Raw genomic sequence first — 17,223 nt, forward strand, 5'->3', positions numbered from 1 at the left:
GAACATTGCAAAAAACCCAGGAAAATCCCGGATTTCGGGGCGAATAATCGACAAAAACAACAAATAGAGGCACGTTATGCCCGTGAGTCTGGACCGCACCGACAAAGCCCTTTTAAACGCCTTGCAAGGCAATGCCCGCTTGACCGTGGCCGAGCTTGCCGACCGCGTAGCCCTGACCACCTCGCCGTGCTGGCGACGGGTGCGCAACCTGGAGGAGAGCGGGGTGATCAGCGGCTATCAGGCGATTCTGTCGCCCAAGGCGCTGGGGTATGGCGTGACGGCGTTTGTCAGCATCATGATGGAAAGCCACACCCAGGAAATCGCCCGGGCATTCGAGCAACGGCTGCTGGAGATTCCCGAAGTTGTCGCCTGCCACAACGTGTCGGGGCGCTATGACTTTTTGCTCGAGGTGGTGGCCAAAGACCTGGAGTCGTTTGGCGAGTTTGCGCGTGAGGTGTTGCAGACGCTGCCGTGTGTTAAAGAAATCTACTCAAGTTTTTCCTATAAGTCGGTGCGGCCTTTACGGGTGATTCCGCTACCGGGCTGAAGCGGCCTCATGCACGCCCTCAGTCGACTTTCAAATACCCGCGTGGCGTGCTGCCGGTCATGCTTTTGAAGAAGGCGATCAACGCGCTGTCGCTGGCAAAGCCCAACTCGAACGCGCAGTAGCCCAGGTTGCGTCCGATGGCAAGCAGTTCGATGGCCCGCATCAGGCGCCACTGCTGGCGCCATTGCTGATAGCCAAGGCCGGTTTCCCGCAGGAAAATCCGGCCGATGGTCTTGGTGCTGGCACCTATCTGTTTTTCCAGGGCTTGCAGGGTCGGCGGTAACCTTTCCAGATCGGCGAGCAAGGGCGCCAGGCGTTTGTCCTGGGGCAAGGGCAGGAGCATCGGTTGTGCGGTGGCCGCCTGGATTTCATCCAGGCACAGCGCCAGCAAATGCGCGTAGCGGCCCGTTTGCCAATCGGTGTCGAAGGGCGCCATCGCTATGGGTTCCAGCACTGCGCGCAGCAATGGGCTGACCTCGATCACCCCCACCTGTGCAGGCAATTGATCGGCCAGTGCCGGGCTCAGATACACCGAGCGATAGTCCACGGTTTTGTGCATCACCGCGCGATGCGGCACGCCGCACGGGATCCACGCTGCTCGCGAAGGCGGCAGCAGGCACAGCTGGTTGTCCAGGGTGATACGGGTGCAGCCTTGGCGCGTGAACAGCAGTTGCCCGCGCTGGTGGCGGTGCAGGCCGGAGTCGTGATCACCGAGCAGGGCGGCAATGCCGATGACCGGCGCTGCCAGGTGGTCGGGATCGAAAGTAGCGTCGTTGGCGAGCCAGGCCATAGGTTGTCCGATTTGATGGGTAAATTGTCAAAGTCTGGATAATACTCCAGTCGACAGTCCTTACACTTCTTGCGCTGTTTCAAGCAAAGGAGTTGGGGATGAAGGTTAAATTTTTTTTGCCACTGACGGTCGCGTTGCTGATGTTCCCGCAACTGGCCCAAACGCTCTACAGCCCAGCGCTGGAAGATATCGGCCGGGCGTTTGCGGTGGGGCCGGAGCGGGCCGGGCAGACGTTATCGGTGTATTTCCTGGCGTTCGCTTTTGGCGTGGTGGTGTGGGGCCGGCTGTGTGATCGTTGGGGGCGGCGGCCGGTGATGCTGGCCGGGTTGGCTCTGTACGTGGCTGCCTCGGTGCTGGCCTTGGGCATGACCAGCTTCAACGGTTTGTTGCTGGCCCAGGCGTTGGCGGCGTTTGGCGCGGCGGTCGGTTCGGTGGTGACGCAGACCGTGCTGCGTGACCGTTTCAAGGGCGTGCAATTGGCCCAGGTATTCTCGCTGATGGGCATTGCCCTGGCCGCCAGCCCGGCCGTGGGCCTGTTCACGGGCGCCAGCCTGGTGCAGTTCTTCGGTTATCGCGGTGTGCTCAGTGGTTTGTTGCTGCTCTCGCTGACCTTATGGGCGTGGTGCGTGTGGGCGTTGCCCGAGACCCGTCCAGCCTCGATGCCGACGGCCGCGCTGGGCCAGACGTTGCGGTTGCTGCTCAGGGATGCCGGGATCTGGCGTTCGGTGGGGCTGGTGGCGGCGTTCAATATTGCGCTGTTCAGCTATTACAGCGTGGGGCCATTCATCTTTTCGCGGCTGGGTTTGTCTGCCGCCGACTTCGGCTACAGCGGCGTCTTGCTGGCGCTGGGCTCCGGGTGTGGTGCGTGGCTGAACAAGCGACTGCTCAAGCGTGGGGTAAACGGCGAGCGATTAGTGCTGATCGCCGCCGGTGTCGCAGTGCTGGGTGGCTTGCTGGTCGTGCTGCTGCAACACAGCGGGTTATTTGTCTGGCCGATGCTGCTGGTGGTACTGGCATTCGGCATGGCCATCCCCAATGTGCTGGGGGCCGCGCTGGTGGCCTACCAAGATCGTCTGGGCACTGCCGCCGCGCTGTTTGGTTTGTTGTATTACCTGGTGATCGGCGCTGGGTTGACCCTGGTCGCCTGGGCCCAGGACCTGGGTTGGAGTCTGTTGGTCTGTGGTTTGGCGGCGCTGTGGCTGGCAGCGCCGCGCAGGCTCAGAAGTTAACCGAAGCACTCAGGCGCGCGGTCAAGGGCGCGCCCTGGAACAGGTAGTCGTCGCCCAGGTATTCACCCGCATCGCGCCAGTAGCGTTTGTCGAACAGGTTATCGACGCTGAGGCGGAACACGGTCTCATAGCCGTCGATTTTGGTGGTGTAGCGGCTGCCGACATTCACTACGGCGTAGTCGCCCACTTGCACATTGCCGGTGCGGTCGGCGTACTTCTTGGCGCTGTATTGCACGCCGCCCAGCACGGCCAGCCCATTCATCCACGGCAGGGCGTAATCGGCATACAGGCTGGCGCGCAGTTTGGGGACGTTGAGCGCCTGGTGGCCTTCGTAGTCTGGCGTGCCGCTGTTGTTCACGCGGGCACGAATCGCCGCGACGCTGGTGGCGATCTGCAGGCGGTCGGTGGCCCAGCCGTTGGCGGAGAGTTCCAGGCCGGTGTTTTTTTGTTCGCCTTGTTGGACGTAGGTGAATTGACCGGCGCCATCGGGCTTGGCGTATTGGTAGGCTTGACGGGTCTGGAATACGGCGGCGGTGAAACTGATGCGGCGCCAGTCGTATTTCACGCCGGCTTCGATTTGCCGGGACACGGTTGGGGCCAGGGTGTCACCGGAGTTGTTCGCTATCCACGGTGCCGTGCCGCCCAGAGACAGGCCTTTGCTGTAGCTGGTGTACAGCGAAATATTGTCCACCGGTTTGTAGATCAATGATGCCTGGGGCAGGAACACGTACTGCTGGGTGTGGCGATTTTCGTTGCCGGTTTTTTCATCGAACGCTTTTTCATCCAGACGCACTTCGCGCCCGCCAATGATGGTTTGCCATTGCTCGTTGAAGCGGATGCGGTCGGTGACGAACAGGCCGTATTGGCGGCTGTCGAGGTTGCGGTGGCTGGGGTACAGCGGCTTGTCGGTGGGTTTGAAGGTAGGCGCGTCTTCATTGATATTGCCGCTGCCGATGTAGTCGTTGACGGACTTGCGCTTGTCGATCACCCGGCGAAACGCGCTGGTGCCGAAAGTCAGTTCATGGCCCAGGCTGCCGGTGTCGAACAGGCCTGTTATTGCCGCCTGTACTTCATCATCACGGCGGGTGTCGTCGGGGCTGCGGTAGTCGTAGACGTCGTAGTCGCCTTCCGGGCTGAAGGTGTTGGCGTTGCAGCTACCGACGTAGTAACAGCCCCAGGCAAACGAGCTGTAATCATCAATCACCACTTTGCTGTGGGCGGCACTGAGGCTGCCTTTCCACTGATCACTGAAGCGGTATTCAAACTTGCCATTGAGGTTCAGCGAATCGATGCCGACCTGATGGGAACCACTCTGGTGCCCCAGCAATTTCTTCGGTGACGCGTCATGGGGCACTTCGGTGCCGCCCAGCAGTTGATAACCCGGCACGGAGCGCTGTTGCTTGTTCTGGTATTCCGCGTCCAGTTGCAGCACCGCGTCGGGGCTGATGTTCCAGTCGAAGGCCAGGGACACAAAATCGCGCTGGCCATCGGCGTGCTCGACATACGAATTGAGGTCTTCGTGGGCGACGTTGGCGCGCAGGCCGAATTGCTGCTCGCTGCCAAACCAGCCACCCACGTCGGTGGCTATGTAACCGCTGCCTCGGTCATCGGTGGACACGGTAACCGAGCGCACATCTTCCGGGCGTTTTGTCACGTAGTTGATCACGCCGCTGGGTTCGGAAATACCGCTTTGCAAACCCGCCAGGCCCTTGAGCACTTCGACCTGCTGCTTGTTTTCCAGGGCGACGTTTTGCTCGCCAGTGATGGTGCGGCCGTTGATTTTGTAGCTGCTCGCGGCGTTCAGTGAGAAGCCGCGGATCACGAAGTTTTCGTAGTAGCCGATGGGGGCGTAGCTGTCGCCTACCGAGGCGTCGTTGCGTAGCACTTCGCTGAGCAGCCGCGCCTGCTGGTCTTTGATCAGTTCGGCGTTGATCACGGTGATTGATGCCGGAGTGTCCAGCAACGGCGCTTCGTTGAAGCCGCCGACCGAGGCGCTGTTGGTGCGATAGCCGGAGTCTTCCTGGCCCTGGACGTTTACCGCCGGTAGTTCGATTTCAGCGGCCATGCTGTTGCCCAGGCTGCCGCTGAGTAGCAGGCCAAGGGCGAAACGTGAGGTAACGACGGGACGAAAACGCACAACCATGGGGGTAGGGCCTTAAAGCGCAGGGCGGGGGGCGCATAAGCTAGGGGGATGTGCTGGGATTTACAAGTTATTGAGAATGGTTGTGTTGTGTACATATCCGTTGCTGCGGTAACGGCTGAGTAGGGTTCCGCTCTTACAGCGGGTCACTTTTGGCAAACGCCCGGAATGCCGGCCCAGCCAAAAGTAACCAAAAGGTCTTCGCCCCACCACTCGGTGCCTCGCTTAGGCTCGGTGTGCCAGAACGAAGGCTTGAATCCGTGGTTAACGGGGCGCCTCAGATCAAGATCAAAATCTACAGCACGGCGGCCTAGTAGCCGACCTGAGTGGTTGAATCAAAAGCGAAAGGCGGATTTTCATACACTGAAGAGCTGCTTTTCTGTGGGAGCTGGCTTGCCTGCGATGCAGACACCTCGGTACATCAGGTACAACCGGTTGATGCCATCGCAGGCAAGCCAGCTCCCACCTTTGACCGAGTATGGCTCTGCTGTTGCTGCGGCTCTTACATCCTTTGGCCCCCAGGTCAGTATCAAAAACACCCGTCAACCCAAACGCCTGAGCGTCTCACTGGGCAACTCCCGAAACAACGCCCGATAACTCTGCGAAAACCGCCCCAAGTGCCAGAACGACCAGTTCATCGCCACCTCAGCCACCGTAGCCCGAGTCGAGCTCAACAACTCACGCCGCGCCCCGTTCAACCGGCGCAAGCGCAACCACTGCGCCGGGCTCATTCCGGTGTAGGTCTTAAAGCCTTGCTGCAATTGGCGTAACGGCACACCGGCGATCTGCGCCAGTTCCAGCAGGTTGGCGGTTTCATCCGGCGTATCCGCCGCCCATTCACCGATACGCGCCATCAACAGGCGCTCGTCACTGCGCCGCTGCAACGAGCTGCGGTCCAGGCACACACAAGCGTTGTCGAGAATAAACAGGCAGTCATCAAGCAATTGCTGGGTGAGGGCATCACGGCTGATAGGGTCAGTCAGCGCGGACAGCCGTGTCAGCGTGCCACTGAGCCATCGGGTGAACAGCGCGTTCTGCTGGCACGTCAGCGGTGCCATGAACAACCCCTCAAGTTTCGCCACATCCAAACCATGGCGCTGCACGAACTGCGGGCCGAATACCACCGCGACTTCGCGGTAGTTTTCCGGGGTGATCCAGGTGTTGCGGCTCTCGCCATTGAGCATGTACAGCGCGTTGTCGCTGCCATCGAAACAGAACGCCAGGGAGCCCGGTGGCGCATTGAAATGCTGCTCCACGCGAGTGTTCATGCACTCTTCGTAAACCTCGACGCCGTGCAGGTCGAGGTAGCGGATCTGCCCGGCAAAATGCCCTGGGGACATCTGCTGGTACTGCTGCACCCAACCGGGTGTCGCACTGCATTGAGCGGCCACATCACCGGTGGTGAAGGCCTGTACGCGCAAAGCTGTTGCCTGTGTCATGGGTAACCTGGGCGCACTCTATTGGTGCGTTATGGTTCGTGCAAAGTGGATAGATGCCGTTTGAAGGCTGGCCCAAGATAGACCTCAATGCGCCGGGAGTACAAGTCGGCGCGTGCAACCAACCCATGACGAGGTCCTTATGAACGCCCCCTTCGATCAGCTGTCCGCCTGGCTGAAAGAACACAAGATTACCGAAGTCGAGTGCGTGATCAGTGATTTGACTGGCATCGCACGCGGCAAAATTGCGCCCACCAACAAGTTCCTGCATGAGCGAGGCATGCGCCTGCCGGAGAGTGTGCTGCTGCAAACGGTGACCGGGGACTTTGTCGACGACGATATCTACTACGACCTGCTCGACCCTGCCGACATCGACATGATCTGCCGGCCGGTGTCCAACGCCACTTACGTGGTGCCGTGGGCGATCGAACCCACCGCCATCGTGATCCATGACACCTTCGACAAGCAGGGCAACCCCATCGAGTTGTCGCCGCGTAACGTGTTGAAAAAAGTCCTGCAACTGTACACCGACAAAGGTTGGCAGCCGATTGTCGCGCCAGAAATGGAGTTCTACCTGACCCAGCGCTGCGAAGACCCGGACCTGCCGCTGAAAACCCCGGTGGGCCGTTCGGGCCGGGCCGAAACCGGGCGCCAGTCGTTTTCCATCGACGCCGCCAACGAATTCGACCCGCTGTTCGAAGACGTCTATGACTGGTGTGAACTGCAGGGTCTGGACCTTGACACGCTGATCCACGAAGACGGCCCGGCACAGATGGAAATCAACTTCCGCCATGGCGACGCCCTCGACCTGGCCGACCAGATCACCGTGTTCAAACGCACCCTGCGTGAAGCCGCGCTCAAGCACAATGTGGCCGCGACCTTTATGGCCAAGCCAGTGGCCGACGAACCGGGCAGCGCCATGCACCTGCACCAGAGCGTGGTGGAGATCGCCACCGGCAAGCCGGTGTTCGTCGACGCCGACGGCAAGATGAGCCAGCTGTTCTTGCATCACATCGGCGGCTTGCAAAAGTACATTCCCAAACTGCTGCCGATGTTCGCGCCGAACGTGAACTCGTTCCGCCGCTTTTTGCCGGACACCTCGGCGCCGGTCAACGTGGAGTGGGGCGAAGAAAACCGCACCGTCGGCCTGCGTGTGCCGACCTCCAGCCCCGACGCGATGCGCGTGGAAAACCGCCTGCCGGGCGCGGATGCCAACCCCTACCTGGCGATTGCCGCGAGCTTGCTGTGCGGCTACCTGGGCATGATCGAGCAAATTGAGCCGAGCGCGCCGGTGGAAGGCCGCGCCTATGAGCGCCGCAACCTGCGCTTGCCGTTCACCCTCGAAGATGCCTTGGCGCGCATGGAGGACTGCGACACGGTCAAGCAGTACCTGGGCGATAAGTTCGTGCGTGGCTATGTGGCGGTCAAGCGCGCCGAGCACGAGAATTTCAAGCGAGTGATCAGTTCCTGGGAGCGTGAGTTCCTGCTGTTGAGCGTCTAAAAAACCAATAAAGGGGTGTCGATATGCGTCTTGTGAAAAAGCTTCTCCCGCTGGCTCTTGTCGCGGCGTTCAGCAGCAGCGGCCAGGCCGCCCAGACGGTCAGCGTCTATAACTGGACCGACTACATAGGCGAGACCACCTTGGCCGATTTCCAGGCCAAGACCGGGATCAAGGTGATCTATGACGTGTTCGACTCCAACGAAACCCTGGAAGGCAAGTTACTCGCCGGGCGCACCGGCTATGACGTGGTGGTGCCGTCCAACCACTTCCTGGCACGCCAGGTAAAAGCCGGCGCGTTCTTGAAACTCGACCGCTCGCAGTTGCCCAACTTCAAGAACCTCGATCCCAAACTGCTCAAGCTGCTGGAGAAAAACGACCCCGGTAACGCGCATTCGGTGCCGTACTTGTGGGGCACCAATGGCATCGGCTACAACGTCGACAAGGTCAAGCAGGTGCTGGGCATCGACCACATCGACTCATGGGCGGTGCTGTTTGAGCCCGAGAACATCAAGAAGCTGCACGAGTGCGGCGTGGCTTTTCTCGATTCAGCCGATGAGCTGTTCCCGGCAATCCTCAACTACATGGGCAAAGACCCGCGCAGCGAGAACCCCGAGGATTACAAACAGGCCGAAGCCAAGCTGCTGACGTTGCGCCCGTACATCACCTACTTCCATTCGTCCAAGTACATCTCGGACCTGGCCAACGGCGATATCTGCGTGGCCTTCGGCTATTCAGGCGACGTATTTCAAGCCGCCAACCGCGCCAAGGAAGCCAAGAACGGCGTGAACATCGCCTACTCGATTCCCAAGGAAGGCTCCAACCTGTGGTTCGACTTGCTGGCGATTCCTGCCGACGCCGGGAACCCGAAAGAGGCCCACGCCTTTATCAATTATTTGCTCGACCCAGAGGTGATCGCCAAGGTCAGTGCCGCGGTCGGTTATGCCAACGCCAACCCGGCGGCCAAGCCCTTTATGGCGCCGGAGCTGGTCAACAACCCTGAGGTGTACCCGTCCCAGGAAGTGCTCGACAAACTCTATATTTCCACCACGCCGACCCCGGCGACCATGCGCCTGATGACCCGCGCCTGGAGCAAAGTGAAGACCAACAAATGATCCAGTCCAATGACCACGCCCGGTCCTACTACCGGGCTTCGGCCAATACCATGCCGGAGCGCCCGTCACTGGGCGCCAACCTGAGCGCCGATGTGTGCGTGATCGGCGGCGGGTTCACCGGCGTCAACACCGCCATCGAACTGGCCCAGCGCGGGCTCTCGGTGATCCTGCTGGAGGCCCGGCGCATCGGCTGGGGCGCCAGTGGGCGTAATGGCGGGCAACTGATTCGCGGCATCGGCCATGACGTGTCGGGGTTTGCCAAGTATGTGGGTGAGGAGGGCGTGCGTTACCTGCAGCGCGCCGGGATCGACTCGGTGGCGCTGGTGGGCGAGCGTATCGCCCAGCACAACATTGACTGCGATTTGCGTTGGGGCTTTTGCGAACTGGCCAACACCCCGGCGCAGTTTGCCGCGTTCAAGGGCGAGCAGGCCGGCCTGGCAGCGCTGGGTTATGCCCCTGAAACCCGCCTGGTCGGCCCGCAAGACATGGCGCAGGTGGTGGGCTCCAGCGTCTACGCTGGCGGCCTGGTGGACATGGGCTCCGGGCACTTGCACCCGTTGAACCTGGTGCTGGGCGAGGCGCAGGTGGCCGAGTCGCTCGGGGTGAAGATTTTCGAACAGACCCAGGTGCTGGAGCTTGTACACGGCGATACGGTGCAGGTGCGTTGCGCCGGCGGCACGGTGCGCGCGGCTAATCTGGTACTGGCTTGTAACGCGCACTTGGAGGAACTGGAACCGCGCTTGAGCGGTAAGGTACTGCCGGCGGGCAGCTACATCATCGCCACCGAGCCGCTGTCGGTCGAATTGGCCCAGCAGTTGATTCCGCAAAACCTCGCCCTGTGCGATCAGAAAGTCGGGCTCGATTACTACCGGCTCTCGGCTGACCGGCGCCTGCTGTTCGGCGGCGCCTGCCATTACTCGGGGCGTGACCCTGCGGATATTGCCGCGTATATGCAGCCCAAGTTGCTCAAGGTGTTCCCGCAGTTGGCAGGCACCGCCATCGAGTTCCAGTGGGGCGGCAAGATCGGCATCACCGCCAACCGCTTTCCCCAGGTCGGGCGCCTCAAGCACTACCCGAATGTGTTCTATGCCCAGGGCTATTCCGGGCATGGCCTGAACGTGACGCACTGGTGCGCGCGCCTGCTTGCCGAAGGCATTCACGCCGGTGCAAGCCACGGCCTGGATATCTTCAGCCAAGTGCCGCACATGACCTTCCCCGGCGGCAAGGCCCTGCGCTCGCCGCTGCTGGCGTTGGGGATGCTGTGGTATCGGTTGCGAGAAATGCTCTGACTGGCAGCCGCGTTTAACCGGATGAGCCTGAGGGGGAAAGATTGAGGTAAGGGCGTGAGTGGCTGACATTGGACCGAGTATGTCCGGGGCGATGAGGTTACCCGTTGCCCTGGCCTTCACAGGCTTTCAGTCAGCACCTTCCTGAACGTTTCCACCAAAGGCCGCAAATTAACCCGGTGCCATGCCGCCCACAGCGGCGTGGTGTAGGTCAGCCATGGCAATTCACGCAACACCACCCCAGGCGGCGCATTGCGGCTCAGCCCCTTTTGCACCATCGCCACACCCAAACCCGAGGCCACCAACCCCAGGGCGGTAAACGGCTCACTGGCTTCCATAGGGATTTGCGGCGTAAAACCAGCACGAATGCACGCAGCCACAAAGTCATCCGCCGGGTTGGCGCCAGGCTTGCGTTGCACGCCGATCCACTCCTGATCAGCCAGATGCTCGGGTAACAACTCGCTGTGGCGCGCCAATGCATGATGTTCCGGCAGCGCCAGCAGCATCGGGTCGTCCAGCACCTGCAGCGCCGTCAGGTCCGGGTCATCGGTGGCCGGTGGCTCGCCGACCAGGGCAATGTCGAGGCTGCGTTGACGCAAGCCTTCGAGCTGTTCCAGCGACGGCAAGTTGTACAGCTTGATATGCACGGTAGGTCGGTCATCCCTCAATACGCGCAACGCATTGGGCAGCACGCCGGCATGCATGGCGTTTTCGATGTAGCCGATGCACAAACCGCCTTCTTCGCCGCGTCCCAGGCGTTTGCCGAGGGATTCCAAGCGATTGGCGTGGGTCAACAGCGCCTTGGTTTCCGCCAGGAACGTCTGGCCATCGCGGGTCAGGCGGATGCGCTGCTGGCTGCGTTCGAACAAGGTCAGGCCCAGGCGCTCTTCAAGCTGGGCGATCTGGCGGCTCAGCGGTGACTGCGAGATATGCAGGCGCTCGGCGGCACGGCCGACGTGTTCTTCTTCCGCGACCACTTCGAAGTAGCGCAGTTGGCGAAGATCAATCATGTGTAAGACCTTTCAGGACTCAAGTTGGTCGCAGTATGTCTTGGACGGTCCGATCTATGCAATCTAGGATCTGCTCAACGGTCACAGCGACCCACAACCGATTGAGGACCCACCATGAGCTTGAAAGACAAATTGCCCGGCCCGCTGGGCTTCGGCACCGCACCGCTGGGCAATATGTTCCGCGCAATTGCCGAAGACGAAGCCCAGGCCACCGTCGAGGCTGCCTGGAATCACGGCGTGCGTTACTTCGACACCGCTCCCTTCTACGGCTCGGGCCTGTCGGAAATCCGCCTGGGCCATGCGCTGTCTCAGTACAACCGCGATGACTTCGTGCTCAGCACCAAAGTTGGCCGGGTGATTCTCGATGAAGTCGAAGAAAGCGCCCGCGACCTCGGCGAAAAAAGCGGCGTGTTCGAACACGGCCGCCCCAACAAGATGCTCAATGACTACAGTGCCGACGCCACCTTGCGTTCCATCGAAGACAGCCTCGAGCGCCTGCAAACCGACCGCCTGGACATCGTGTGGATTCACGACATCGCCCAGGACTTTTACGGCGACCAATGGCTGGACTACTTCAACCAGGCCCGCACCGGCGCCTTCAAGGTGCTGACCCGCCTGCGCGAAGAAGGCGTGATCAAGGCCTGGGGCCTGGGCGTCAACCGCGTTGAACCCTGCGAGTTGACCCTTGACCTCAGCGAAGCCCGGCCCGATGGCTTCCTGCTGGCCGGCCGCTACACTTTGCTGGACCACGAACGTGCCTTGCAGCGTTTGATGGACGCAGCCTTGGCGCAGAATGTCGAGATCGTCGTCGGCGGGCCTTACAGCTCCGGCATTCTGGCCGGTGGCGCGCACTTCGAATACCAGCAGGCGAGCCCCGCGATCATCGATAAAGTCGAGCAGATCAAGGCGATTGCCCAGGCGTTTGGGGTAAGTATAAAAGCCGCAGCCCTGCAATTTTCCCTGGCGCATCCGGCCGTGGCGGCGGTGATTCCAGGTGCCAGTCGTCCGGGGCGGATTGCCGAAGACGTTGCGGCGTTGTCAGAGAAGATCCCGGCAGCCTTCTGGCAGGCGCTGCGCGAGGCCCGGTTGATTTCGGCCCGTGCGCCTCTGCCGCTCTAACTTCAGGAGTACCACCGATGAACATTGATGTAAGCGGCAAAGTAGCTATCGTCAGCGGCAGCACCGCCGGTATTGGCCTGGGCATCAGCCAGGCGCTGGCCGCCTGCGGTGCCACCGTGGTGGTGATCGGGCGCGAATCGGGCAAGGTCGACGATGCGCTGGCAAGCATTCGCCAGGCGGTGCCGGGCGCTGATCTGCGCGGGCTGGTGGCGGATCTTGGCACCGCCGAAGGCGCCGCGAAACTGTTCGCCGCCGAACCGCGTGCCGACATCCTGGTCAACAACCTCGGCATCTTCAACGATGTGGATTTCTTTGATGCGCCCGACAGCGAGTGGACCCGCTTCTATGAGGTCAATGTGATTTCCGGCGTGCGCCTGGCACGGCATTACACGCCCGGCATGGTCGAGCAGGGCTGGGGGCGGGTGATCTTCGTGTCGTCGGAGTCCGGCGTGGCCACACCGGCCGACATGATCAACTACGGCGTGACCAAAAGCGCCAACCTCGCGGTTTCCCATGGCCTGGCCAAGCGCTTGGCGGGCACCGGCGTGACGGTTAACGCAGTGCTGCCGGGGCCGACCTTTACCGACGGCCTGGAGCAGATGCTCAAGGACGCCACACAGAAGTCCGGGCGCAGTGCGCGGGACGAGGCCGACGTATTTGTACGTAACGCACGGCCGACCTCGATCATCCAGCGCGCGGCGAATGTGGATGAAGTGGCGAACCTGGTGGCGTACATTGCTTCACCGCTGTCCTCTGCAACCACAGGCGCTGCGCTGCGGGTCGACGGTGGTGTTGTCGACAGCATGGCGATCTGAAGTCTTATTTTTCCTGGAGTATTTAGTGTGGCGACAGCTTCTTCTGTAATTGAAATCCCGGTTTCGGCCGATCAGGTCTGGCAATTGGTCGGTGGCTTCAACGCGCTGCCGGATTGGCTGCCGTTTATCGTCAAGAGCGAGCCGAGCGAGGGCGGGCGCGTGCGCCACCTGCAAACTGCAGATGGCGGTGTGGTGGTCGAGCGTTTGCAGCGTTTTGATAACGTGGCACGCAACTACAGCTACACCATTGAGCAATCGCCGTTTCCGGTGAGTGCTTACCTTGCGACCTTGCAGGTTGAGGCGCTCACCGACAGCTCGGCGAAAGTGACCTGGTCCGGCGTGTTCACCCCGGCAGCCGGGACCACGGACGCGGCGGTGGAAGAGTTGTTCACCGGTGTTTACAGCGGCGGCCTCGAAGCGCTGCGCGCCAACTTCTAACTAACCGGCAAAGCCGTTCCAATGTGGGAGCTGGCTTGCCTGCGATAGCGGAGTGTCAGGCACTGCAAATTTGCCGGGTACATCGTCATCGCAGGCAAGCCAGCTCCCACAAGGTTTTGTAGGGGCTGGAGATGATCGTTCCCACGCTCTGCGTGGGAATGCCTCTTGTGACGCTCCGCGTCACGCTGTGGGACGCGGAGCGTCCTGGGCTGCATTCCCACGCGGAGCGTGGGAACGATCAGGCTTCGGGCATCAACTGCTGCCGACACTCCAGCACCAACCGCGCACCGCCACGCTGGCTGCTGCCAACCTCCAGCTTGAACCCGTGCAAGTTGATGATCGCCGCCACAATCGACAGGCCCAAACCGAAGCCGCCTTGCTGGTCGCTTTCATCCACGCGATAAAAACGCTGGAACACCGCATCACGTTCCGCCGCCGGAATACCCGGCCCGGAGTCGTGCACTTCGATGCGCGTGCTGCCGCCGTCATTCACACCACGCAAGATCACCTCGCCACCGGCGGGCGAGAACTTGATCGAGTTGCTCAGCAGGTTGGCCAAGGCTTCGAACAGCAGCGCACGGTCGCCGGTGATCCACGGCAGCGCTTCGGGCACTTCGAGGCGCAACTGCAATTCGCCTTCCTCGGCCAACGGCAGATAAAAGTCATGCAGCTCGCGCAGCAGTGGCAACGGGTCCATTACCAGGAAACCCGAGCGGCGCTGGTGGTCTTCCAGCTCCGAGATGCGCAATAGCCCGCGAAAGCGCGCCATCAGCGTGTCGGTCTCGGCGATGGCGTCGTCGAGCTTCACCGCGTACACCGAGTTTTCCTCGGCTTCCTGCTTGATGCGGTAAAGCTGCGCGCGCAAGCGTGTCAGCGGGGTGCGCAGGTCGTGGGCAATGTTGTCGCACACGCCCTTGACCTCGTTCATCAGCTTCTCGATGCGGTCGAGCATGGCGTTGACGATGGCCGCGAGCATGTCCAGCTCATCACGGCGATTCGACAGCGGCAAACGGTGGGTCAGGTCGCCGGCGACGATAGCCTCGGCGCTGGCCTGGATCCCGCGAATACGCCGCAGCGGGCGGCGGCGCAGCAAATGCCAACCGGCCGCGCCGGGAATAATCGTCAACGACAGCGCCCACAGCAGCGCATGCCAGATGATCCGGGTGACGCCGAACAGCGAACCGTTGGCTCGCACCAGCACCAGCCAGCGGCCGTCTTCGGTGTGGGTGGCGACGGCGTCGCAGCTGTCTTTGGGCAGTTTGGGGTCGTCGGACTCGACGCAATTGGCCAGCGCGTGGATCTTGCCATCCAGCGGCAAGTCCGGTGGCACGGCGCGGATCGGCCCGCTCAGGGGGCGAAATTGCTCATCGAACAGGCCATAGGCGTCCACGCCCTTCATGTCGAAGGTCATGCTGGTGGTCAGGGCTTCCACCAGTTCTTCGCCGTCGAAACGCTGAAACAAGTGCTGGCGCTGCATCAACGAGTGGCGGGAGAGGTCGCCCAGGTAACCCGAGACTTCGAAATACAGCACCCCCATGAGGATGCAACTCCAGGCCACGAACAGCGAACTGTAGAGCGCCAGCAAGCGGCTGCTGGAGGAGCGCCAGCCCTTAGAGGGGTTCAGCAATGACATAACCGGAACCTCGTACCGTGCGGATCAGCGGTGTGAGGCCCGGTGGATCGATTTTCTTGCGCAGGCGACCGATATGCACATCGATCAGGTTGGTGCCCGGGTCGAAGTGATAACCCCAGACTTCCTCGAAGATCATCATCCGCGACAGGATCTGCCCGGTGTTGCGCATCAGAAACTCAAGCAGTTTGTATTCGGTGGGCAGCAGGCTCAGCGGCTGCTCGGCACGGCTGGCTTCGCGGCTGATCAGGTTCAGTTCCAGGTCGGCCACGCGCAGGGCGGTTTCGAACTCCTTGACCGTGCTTTTGCGCCGCAGCAGCACTTCGACACGGGCAGCCATTTCGTCGGAGGCGAACGGCTTGGTCAAGTAGTCATCACCACCGGCCCGCAGGCCGCGCACGCGTTCGTCGACATCGGAGAGGGCGCTGATCATCAAGATCGGCGTCGACACCCCGATGGTGCGCAGGGTCGTGACGATGGCCAAGCCATCCAGCTCCGGCAGCATCCGGTCGAGGGTGATCAGATCGTAATCACCACTCACGGCGCGGACCAGGCCTTCGCGGCCGTTGTCCACCCAATCCACGTCCAGTCCATGGCTACTCAGCTCGGCGACGATCTCGCGGGCCGTTACGGCGTCATCCTCGATGGTCAAAATACGGGTCATAGGATTACCTGGTGAGCGATTCACACTAGAAGTGGGGTCATTTTGCCAAGAAGTAGCTGAATGTTTCCTAAATTAAACTTCATCTTGGCAAAACCACCACAAATATCCGGGTTGCACACAATCATTGTGGGAGCTGGCTTGCCTGCGATAGCGGTGTGTCAGAGACAAAATATCAACCTGGAAGACCGCTATCGCAGGCAAGCCAGCTCCCACAGCGAGCGGGTTTGCAGGGAGATTGCATAAAGCACGCCCGCCACTGCTGTTTCTTGCAAGTTGCACGGTCCTGCGAAGTTCAAATTACTTAACTCGTTGAAATAACATGATTTTAATTTTTTGCCCGGCTGGCACGCTGCCTGCACTGTCCCTTTTGAGACTTGTAACACTATTTTTCCTGCCGGGAGCAAAACAACAATGATCACATCGTCATCCACGCTGCAAGAGTCAAGCGCGCGCTCTGGGGTTTCCTGGGGCGCAATCTTTGCCGGGGCCGCTGCGGCGGCTGCACTGTCGCTTATCCTGGTGCTGTTGGGCTTCGGCCTGGGCTTTTCGGCGGTGTCGCCGTGGGCCGACAGCGGCATGAGCGCCAAGGGGCTGGGTATTTCCACGATTATCTGGCTGGCATTCACCCAAATCGTCGCTTCGGGCCTGGGCGGTTACATTGCCGGCCGGTTGCGTGTGAAGTGGGCGAATATGCATGGCGATGAAGTGTACTTTCGCGATACTGCCCATGGTTTCCTCGCCTGGGCCGTCGCCACTTTGGTCACCGCGGTACTGGTGGTCGGTTCGGTCAGCAGCGTGGTCAGTGGCGGCGTGAAAGCCGGTGCCAGTGTGGCGGCAGGTGCCGCCAGCGGCATCAGCCAGGCCGCCGGTAGCGCAGCCAAGGGCGCCAACAGCGGCGACTTCGACTACTACGTCGACAGCCTGTTCCGCGATGACCGCCCAGCTGCCGTCAGCGATGACGCGGTACACGGCGTGGTCGCACGCATCCTCACCCGCACCCTGAGCAACGACGGCCAATTGGCACCGGAGGACCGTACCTACCTGGCCCAGTTGATCAGCCAGCGCACCAACCTCAGCCAGGCCGACGCCGAAGCGCGTATCGACAAGGTCTACGGCGAAGCCCGTAAAGCCATTGACGATGCCAAGCTCAAAGCCAAGCAAGCGGCCGATACTGCCGCCAAAGTCGCTGCCTACACCTCGCTGTGGACCTTTGTGGCCCTGTTGATCGGCGCGTTCTTTGCCAGCTTCGCAGCAACCTTCGGCGGTCGTCGTCGGGATGCTGTGGTGTACGTCGAAACCGAAAACTACGTTCGTTAATTCAAGGAGAACATCATGCGCTCATTACTACTGTGGTTCCTCGGCGTGCCGATTCCGGTGATCATCCTGATCGCGATTTTCATGCACTGATTCAGGTTAACTGTGGGAGCGGCGGTGCGACGACTCGACTTGCCCGCGATGACGGAGTGTAAGCTGGCTCTTATACACATTTCCGAGCCCACGAGACGA

General features: G+C 61.1%; 16 protein-coding genes. 9 read left to right on the forward strand and 7 right to left on the reverse strand.

Annotated elements, in window-relative coordinates; translation table 11 throughout:
• The first annotated feature begins 76 nt into the window (after positions 1 to 76).
• Positions 77 to 547: an Lrp/AsnC family transcriptional regulator gene (locus GIW48_RS26340; protein WP_017136655.1), complete on the forward strand. Its 471-nt coding sequence runs from the start codon at positions 77 to 79 to the stop codon at positions 545 to 547.
• Between the two features lie 19 nt (positions 548 to 566).
• Here GIW48_RS26340 and GIW48_RS26345 read toward each other — a convergent pair whose 3' ends face one another.
• Positions 567 to 1,337 (reverse strand): AraC family transcriptional regulator, encoded by a 771-nt coding sequence (locus tag GIW48_RS26345; protein WP_099550144.1) that lies wholly within the window; start codon positions 1,335 to 1,337, stop codon positions 567 to 569.
• Positions 1,338 to 1,435: 98 nt separating this feature from the next.
• Between GIW48_RS26345 and GIW48_RS26350 the strand changes: the two genes are divergently transcribed.
• Positions 1,436 to 2,566 (forward strand): MFS transporter, encoded by a 1,131-nt coding sequence (locus GIW48_RS26350; protein WP_170040143.1) that lies wholly within the window; start codon positions 1,436 to 1,438, stop codon positions 2,564 to 2,566.
• Here the strand turns inward: GIW48_RS26350 and GIW48_RS26355 are convergent.
• Positions 2,556 to 4,709: a TonB-dependent siderophore receptor gene (locus GIW48_RS26355; protein ID WP_236462950.1), complete on the reverse strand. Its 2,154-nt coding sequence runs from the start codon at positions 4,707 to 4,709 to the stop codon at positions 2,556 to 2,558. The two genes, GIW48_RS26350 and GIW48_RS26355, sit on opposite strands and share 11 nt — an antisense overlap.
• Positions 4,710 to 5,248: 539 nt before the next feature.
• Positions 5,249 to 6,145 carry a helix-turn-helix domain-containing protein gene (locus tag GIW48_RS26360; protein ID WP_236462787.1) on the reverse strand — a complete coding sequence of 299 codons (897 nt, stop codon included), beginning with the start codon at positions 6,143 to 6,145 and terminating at the stop codon, positions 5,249 to 5,251.
• A 139-nt stretch (positions 6,146 to 6,284) separates the two neighbouring features.
• Here GIW48_RS26360 and GIW48_RS26365 point away from each other — a divergent pair, with 139 nt between their 5' ends.
• The 3 genes from GIW48_RS26365 to GIW48_RS26375 are packed head-to-tail and all read left to right on the forward strand — an operon-like array spanning position 6,285 to position 10,044.
• On the forward strand, positions 6,285 to 7,643 hold the full coding sequence (locus tag GIW48_RS26365; protein WP_017135352.1) for a glutamine synthetase family protein: 1,359 nt from the start codon (positions 6,285 to 6,287) through the stop codon (positions 7,641 to 7,643).
• Positions 7,644 to 7,666: 23 nt separating this feature from the next.
• A complete protein-coding gene (locus GIW48_RS26370; protein ID WP_177034351.1) occupies positions 7,667 to 8,755 on the forward strand; it encodes a polyamine ABC transporter substrate-binding protein in 1,089 nt (362 codons plus the stop codon).
• Entirely contained in the window at positions 8,752 to 10,044 is a 1,293-nt protein-coding gene (locus GIW48_RS26375; RefSeq protein WP_236462784.1) for an NAD(P)/FAD-dependent oxidoreductase, read from the forward strand. The genes GIW48_RS26370 and GIW48_RS26375 overlap by 4 nt, the downstream gene beginning before the upstream one ends.
• A gap of 116 nt (positions 10,045 to 10,160) precedes the next feature.
• Here GIW48_RS26375 and GIW48_RS26380 read toward each other — a convergent pair whose 3' ends face one another.
• Positions 10,161 to 11,051, reverse strand: coding sequence for a LysR substrate-binding domain-containing protein (locus GIW48_RS26380; protein WP_017135354.1), 891 nt, complete (start codon positions 11,049 to 11,051; stop codon positions 10,161 to 10,163).
• Between the two features lie 114 nt (positions 11,052 to 11,165).
• Between GIW48_RS26380 and GIW48_RS26385 the strand changes: the two genes are divergently transcribed.
• Genes GIW48_RS26385 through GIW48_RS26395 form a run of 3 tightly spaced genes read left to right on the forward strand, consistent with a single transcriptional unit; the run spans position 11,166 to position 13,423 of the window.
• Entirely contained in the window at positions 11,166 to 12,170 is a 1,005-nt protein-coding gene (locus GIW48_RS26385) for an aldo/keto reductase (RefSeq protein ID WP_099550137.1), read from the forward strand.
• Between the two features lie 17 nt (positions 12,171 to 12,187).
• Complete coding sequence (locus GIW48_RS26390; RefSeq protein WP_017135356.1) at positions 12,188 to 12,985, forward strand: SDR family NAD(P)-dependent oxidoreductase; 798 nt, start codon at positions 12,188 to 12,190, stop codon at positions 12,983 to 12,985.
• A 27-nt stretch (positions 12,986 to 13,012) separates the two neighbouring features.
• Complete coding sequence (locus GIW48_RS26395) at positions 13,013 to 13,423, forward strand: SRPBCC family protein (RefSeq protein ID WP_017135357.1); 411 nt, start codon at positions 13,013 to 13,015, stop codon at positions 13,421 to 13,423.
• A gap of 238 nt (positions 13,424 to 13,661) precedes the next feature.
• Here the strand turns inward: GIW48_RS26395 and GIW48_RS26400 are convergent, their stop codons facing one another.
• Together GIW48_RS26400 and GIW48_RS26405 are read right to left on the reverse strand one after the other, a co-directional pair.
• Positions 13,662 to 15,056, reverse strand: a complete 1,395-nt coding sequence (locus tag GIW48_RS26400) for a sensor histidine kinase (RefSeq protein WP_099550136.1) — start codon at positions 15,054 to 15,056, stop codon at positions 13,662 to 13,664.
• Positions 15,034 to 15,717: a response regulator transcription factor gene (locus tag GIW48_RS26405; protein ID WP_003219726.1), complete on the reverse strand. Its 684-nt coding sequence runs from the start codon at positions 15,715 to 15,717 to the stop codon at positions 15,034 to 15,036. The genes GIW48_RS26400 and GIW48_RS26405 overlap by 23 nt, the downstream gene beginning before the upstream one ends.
• Positions 15,718 to 16,128: 411 nt before the next feature.
• Between GIW48_RS26405 and GIW48_RS26410 the strand changes: the two genes are divergently transcribed.
• Positions 16,129 to 17,034 (forward strand): hypothetical protein, encoded by a 906-nt coding sequence (locus GIW48_RS26410; protein WP_017136412.1) that lies wholly within the window; start codon positions 16,129 to 16,131, stop codon positions 17,032 to 17,034.
• On the opposite strand, the gene GIW48_RS26415 is transcribed toward GIW48_RS26410, so the two are convergent.
• The coding region (locus tag GIW48_RS26415; protein ID WP_236490684.1) for a hypothetical protein at positions 17,031 to 17,223 on the reverse strand (193 nt) is incomplete at its 5' end. The two genes, GIW48_RS26410 and GIW48_RS26415, sit on opposite strands and share 4 nt — an antisense overlap.

The sequence above is a fragment of the Pseudomonas sp. PA-6-3C genome, from assembly GCF_021605825.1.
GTDB classification, from domain to species: domain Bacteria; phylum Pseudomonadota; class Gammaproteobacteria; order Pseudomonadales; family Pseudomonadaceae; genus Aquipseudomonas; species Aquipseudomonas edaphica.